We start from the raw sequence: 4,892 nt of genomic DNA, 5'->3' as shown, positions 1-4,892 counted from the left end.
AAAAATGCTCTTCTCCCGTTTCCGGAAAGTATCTGTAGTAACGATTCTGAGAACCATCCTCTAGATTTAAAAGCGTCTGGTTCTCACAAATATAGCCAACCAGGCCCTCACCTGTTTTCATACGAACGGAGCCAATCGCGTTATTCGAAAGGCCTTCTGAAGCAACAAGAACCCAATCTTTCTGTATCTCATCTTGAAGGTAGATACTACAAACGTCCGAGCCGGTTACATCTTTGACTCTGGCAACAATCAGGTTCAGCAATTCGTCTGCTGACTCAAGTTCCTCAGCTTCTGTAAAAATTCGTCGAAGAGCTTGTAAGGGTTCCATAGATACTTCCTATAAAAACATCGTAAACGACAACATACCAAACCTTTACTTTACACCATATAGTTTTTCTAAGTCGAAAAAAATAATAAAAACATTGCCTTACAGAAGAAAAATCAAACCACTAAGAGCATAATTAGGCAACACACCAAAAGACGGTGCGAGCTCGCTATACAGGTGTAAATGAATCTAATCAACGTCATAACCCTATATTCGAGGGCGGTTTAACTAACAACATAAGTACGATCATGACGATTTTATTAGACGAGCCTTAAATCGATAACGCTTAAAAAGCAGGCAAGAGGTGATCAGCAGAAAATGTAACGACACAGAGCCCAGTTCGAGGCACTATATGGGTGGTGCTGGCATAATTGGTTATGTGACTAGAGGCTATACCGCAACAGAGTCTGATAACAAATCACACGAATTAAATACGCGCTCAGATAACCCATATTTTTTAGCCTGCTCTCGCCATGGTTTAATGTGCGGCGCACTTAGGTGATCATTTAAGCTCTCACGATTCGGCCACAACTCTGAAAAACGAATTAAGCCCTTATCGAATGGATCTTCCGCAACATCGTACGCAATGCATCCATCATTTTCGTGAGTGCTACGAACTAAAGCATTTAAGTGTGGTAATACTTTTTCGGTATTATCTGGAGGAAACCTTAATGATCCAAATACTGCTACTTTTGCTTTCATTGAACTTCCTTATTCATTCGTTTAATTTTAAAGAGGAGATGGGCCTCTTAATACTTTAATTAACTTTCCAGTTGTACTCTCAAAGTTATGACCACAATTAGAGCAAATGGTATTAGCTTTGTTTCTATGATTCGTAAAGATACGACTAACTAATAACCCGATTAGAATTAAAACAACTAATACAACAACAATGCTCAAAGTTCTTTACTCAATTGCCGACTTCCCTTATTGCATTTAGACATAATGACTCCCCACTAAAGAGTGCTGACCTCCAATTCGTGGGTTAGCAAAGCCCGAGCCATATTATAGTTGTTACGCTATAAATTAGAGGCCAGCACCATGCAAAAAGATAACATACTATTTATTGGTTTAGATACTCACAAAGAACAAACTCAAGTCGCTTATACCCTTGATTACCGTACCTCAGAAGTTATCGACCTAGGCCGCATTCAGTCCACCAAAGCAGGCTTTGTAAAACTTGCTCGACAATTACAATCGAAATACCCGCATGCGACACTTCACTTTGTCTATGAAGCAGGCCCTTGTGGTTATTGGATTTATCGACTTCTCACCAGCCTTGGTCACTGCTGTTTCTTAGTCGCGCCATCTCTCATCCCCAAGAAACCTGGTGAGCGAGTGAAGACAGATAAACGAGACGCTCAGAAACTCGCTCGACTACTGAAGAACAATGACCTTGACCCAATCTACGTACCTGAACCCGAAGATGAAGCGGTGCGTGACTTATCTCGCGCACGAGAAGCAGCCATGCGAGATTTAAACGATGCGAAGCATCAACTTAAATCGATGCTGCTTAGGAATAATATACGTTATACAGGTACCGCTAACTGGTCGTTAAAACATATGCGATGGCTAACCGAAATGGTGCTTCCGCACCCTTGCCAGCAAATCGTTTTACAAGAAATGATTCAGACTATTGATGAGCGCACTAAGCGATTAAAACGACTCGACAACGAGCTCACTCATCAAGTTAAGAAGTGGCGCTACTACCCTGTCGTTAAAGCAATACAAGCGATGCGTGGAATACGCCTCCTCATCGCAACAGGCGTAGTGTGTGAGCTTGGTGATCTAAGCCGATTTGATACGCCTAGAAAGCTAATGAGCTATGTCGGGCTCACCCCGAGTGAGCATTCTAGTCGCGATAAACGAAAACTTGGCAGCATTACAAAGTGCGGTAATGGACGCGTCAGAAACTGTTGATTGAGGGAGCGCACAGCTATCGGTATAGCGCACGAATATCCAAAGAAATGCAGGTAAGACAGGAAGGTCTACCTAAGGAGATTATCGATCAAGCATGGCAAGCGCAACTAAGGCTGTGAAAACGATATCAGAGGCTTATGAAGCGCGGTCAAAATTACAATGTGGTCGTGACCGCAATAGCCCGTGAAATGATTGCCTTTATCTGGTCGATATCACGAGAAGTCATTTTACTTAAGGTCGACCCAAAAACACGTTTATCAAGAGTACCAGCTTAATGAGTTTAGCGTTAGCGCATTGGGTCAAGCAACGAGTGTGGTGTAATCACCGACGGCGTTAGGTAGGCAATGTAGCTTCATCGCATTGATCCACGAGCATAGACTGAAGACAGACACCACGACGTAAAAAGTAAGGTCGGATAGGTTCTTTAAAAAAAGAGCAACCCACGAATACCAGCATGATAACCGTCGAAATTATCTGCTTCATCTGATGCGCTAATGCTTCTTAAACAAAAGAAGTTGACTAAAAAAGAAAAAACTCTGACCGTGCTATCGGCAGGAATTTGTGCAGTTTGCTTGACGTGGGGAGTCATACCAACGCCCGGCTAAACGGCGTAGTAACTGTGGCGACTTTTTTGGAACAAAAAAGGTGCGACTGTTACGGAGTCCGTTTGAGCCGTTGGTTATAACTTTATTTATTTGTAGCAATATGCCACAATTAATGCAGATTGTTACAGGAGCATTAACTATGGCAACTAATAGCGTAAGATTAGACCAAGATCTTATTGAAAAAGCCACCATTATGGCTAAGGCTTACAATAGGACGCCACCAAAGCAGATTGAACATTGGGCAAAAATTGGTGAAATGATGGAAGATAACCCTGATTTGCCATATGAGTTTGTAAAGCAAGCCATTATTGCCCAAGCAGAAAAAGAAGCAGGTAAGTTGGAGCGCTACGACTTTGGCTAAAGTTGAGAATATTTTACAAACGCCAACTTTTAAAAAAGCAGTAAAGAAATTAAAACCTAACCAGAAGAAAGACTTGGATAATGCTGTAAAAGAGCTTGTTAAAGACCCACTTTTAGGTGAGCAGAAACGAGGTGATCTTGCATTTCTTAGAGTTTATAAATTTAAGATGATTAAGCAACTTACGTTACTTGGCTATAGCTATGACGAAGGTGTACTTACCCTTGAGTTGATGGCATTAGGTTCACACGAAAACTTCTACAGGGATATCAAACGTACCTTTTAGTTTGGTGTGCCCCACGAAAAGTGGACAGTTATAACTACGCAACTAACGCAGTTCGATTTTCAAATTCAACAGGACTTATATTCCCTATAGCTGAGTGTCTTCTCTTTCGATTATAAAAGACTTCAATGTAGGTAAATATACCTGTTCTTGCTTCATCCATCGACTGGTAATTCTTTGCATAAATCAATTCAACTTTTAGTCGACTAAAGAAAGATTCCATCGGTGCATTATCCCAACAGTTTCCTTTACGACTCATACTCTGCTTAAGCTGACTATTCGCGACAAAGTCGACATAACCTTGTGCGCGATACTGAACACCGCGATCAGAGTGTAATATAAGGCCAGGTTTAGGTTTTCTTCTTGCGAGAGCAACACTTAGCGCTTTTGTCACGAGCGCCTCAGTCATCGTTTCATCAAGCGCCCAACCAACAATGCAACGTGAATATAAATCCATCACAGTAGCCAGATAAAGCCATTTATCCTTAACCCAGATATAAGTGATATCTGTCGTCCACTTTTCATTTGGATGTTTAGCGTTAAAGTCACGCCATAGAATATTTTCAGACACGTTTACCATCGTAAGGCTATGGCGGCTGTATTTAAAACCCTTACCGTTACGCGCCCTAATGCCTTGAGACTTCATAATGTTAGCAATGTAATTCTCTGAACAAGGGTAACCAAGATCGTTTAACTCTTTCGCTATTCTTCTCGATCCATAGCCAGCTTGCGTATTCCGGCGTATCTGATCATCAATTCTGGTATCTGATCACTGATTCTGGAAATCCAGAAAAAGTGATCGAATAAAACCAGAATCAATGGTCGAAAAGTTCCAGAAATGATGATCGGTTAAAACCAGAATGAGTGATCGGAATGGGCCAGAATCTGCAGCCAGCTTCAAAGTCTTCATAGGTATCCAACACTTTAGCTGTCATTAGTTGTCGACGTTTATCGCGGTCACAGATAGAACCCTTGCACCAATTAGCGTAACCAGTGCGTGAGACACGCATAACCCGGCACATTAAAGCCTTGGAATGCTGCTCTTCATACTCTTTGATAATGGCGTACTTCACTCTTGGTTTCTGGCGAAGTACGCCGCAGCCTTTTTTAGGAAATCCATTTCTTCTTGAAGCTGTTTATTCTCTCGCCTTAAACGACGAAGTTCTTCACTCTCATTTTTTGAGTAATCGACGCCATTAACAGAGTTGAATTGTTTATCAGATAAGCGCATAAATTGACGCTTCCAGTTCGCGATTTGTTGGGAGCTAATTCCAAGTTCTTTAGCAACTTGAGCTTGAGTGACGCCCGGTTTTTCGCAGCGTTTCACTGCTTCTTTTCGGAATTCTTCAGAGTAAGCTTGAGTTTTTTTACGTGCCATGAGCACCTCCACATAAGGTCTAT

Annotated in this window: 7 protein-coding genes and 1 pseudogene; 3 read left to right on the top strand and 5 right to left on the bottom strand. The window is 41.7% G+C overall.

All coding sequences use genetic code 11. The features are described 5' to 3' along the window. Positions 1-328: GAF domain-containing protein (locus tag A3757_RS16660; RefSeq protein ID WP_156506373.1), on the bottom strand; the 328-nt coding region annotated here is incomplete at its 3' end. A gap of 387 nt (positions 329-715) precedes the next feature. After that, positions 716-1,027 (bottom strand): putative quinol monooxygenase, encoded by a 312-nt coding sequence (locus tag A3757_RS16655; protein WP_068509848.1) that lies wholly within the window; start codon positions 1,025-1,027, stop codon positions 716-718. Positions 1,028-1,366: 339 nt separating this feature from the next. On the opposite strand from A3757_RS16655, the pseudogene A3757_RS16650 reads away from it, so the two are divergent. The 3 genes and pseudogenes from A3757_RS16650 to A3757_RS16640 all read left to right on the top strand — a co-directional run bounded on the left by A3757_RS16650 (position 1,367) and on the right by A3757_RS16640 (position 3,494). Next, positions 1,367-2,520: pseudogene (locus A3757_RS16650) on the top strand (IS110 family transposase). Positions 2,521-2,989: 469 nt separating this feature from the next. Further along, complete coding sequence (locus A3757_RS16645) at positions 2,990-3,211, top strand: hypothetical protein (RefSeq protein ID WP_068509845.1); 222 nt, start codon at positions 2,990-2,992, stop codon at positions 3,209-3,211. After that, positions 3,204-3,494, top strand: a complete 291-nt coding sequence (locus tag A3757_RS16640; RefSeq protein WP_068509843.1) for a type II toxin-antitoxin system RelE/ParE family toxin — start codon at positions 3,204-3,206, stop codon at positions 3,492-3,494. The genes A3757_RS16645 and A3757_RS16640 overlap by 8 nt, the downstream gene beginning before the upstream one ends. Positions 3,495-3,528: 34 nt before the next feature. On the opposite strand, the gene A3757_RS16635 is transcribed toward A3757_RS16640, so the two are convergent. The 3 genes from A3757_RS16635 to A3757_RS16625 form a co-directional block, all read right to left on the bottom strand. Beyond that, positions 3,529-4,236, bottom strand: coding sequence for an IS3 family transposase (locus A3757_RS16635; protein ID WP_255374958.1), 708 nt, complete (start codon positions 4,234-4,236; stop codon positions 3,529-3,531). 70 nt (positions 4,237-4,306) lie between these two features. Continuing rightward, positions 4,307-4,564: a hypothetical protein gene (locus A3757_RS16630; RefSeq protein WP_068553031.1), complete on the bottom strand. Its 258-nt coding sequence runs from the start codon at positions 4,562-4,564 to the stop codon at positions 4,307-4,309. Then, positions 4,561-4,892, bottom strand: a 332-nt coding sequence (locus A3757_RS16625) for a transposase (protein WP_231878302.1), incomplete at its 5' end; no start/stop codon positions are given. The genes A3757_RS16630 and A3757_RS16625, both read right to left, overlap by 4 nt.

It is taken from the genome of Oleiphilus sp. HI0117 (assembly GCF_001635235.1).
This window is presented reverse-complemented; position numbering and strand designations above follow the sequence as displayed.

Bases quoted from the DNA above. Each gene is read 5' to 3' on its own strand.
- A3757_RS16655 (WP_068509848.1), bottom strand. From the start codon at position 1,027: ATGAAAGCAAAAGTAGCAGTATTTGGATCATTAAGGTTTCCTCCAGAT.
- A3757_RS16645 (WP_068509845.1), top strand. From the start codon at position 2,990: ATGGCAACTAATAGCGTAAGATTAGACCAAGATCTTATTGAAAAAGCC.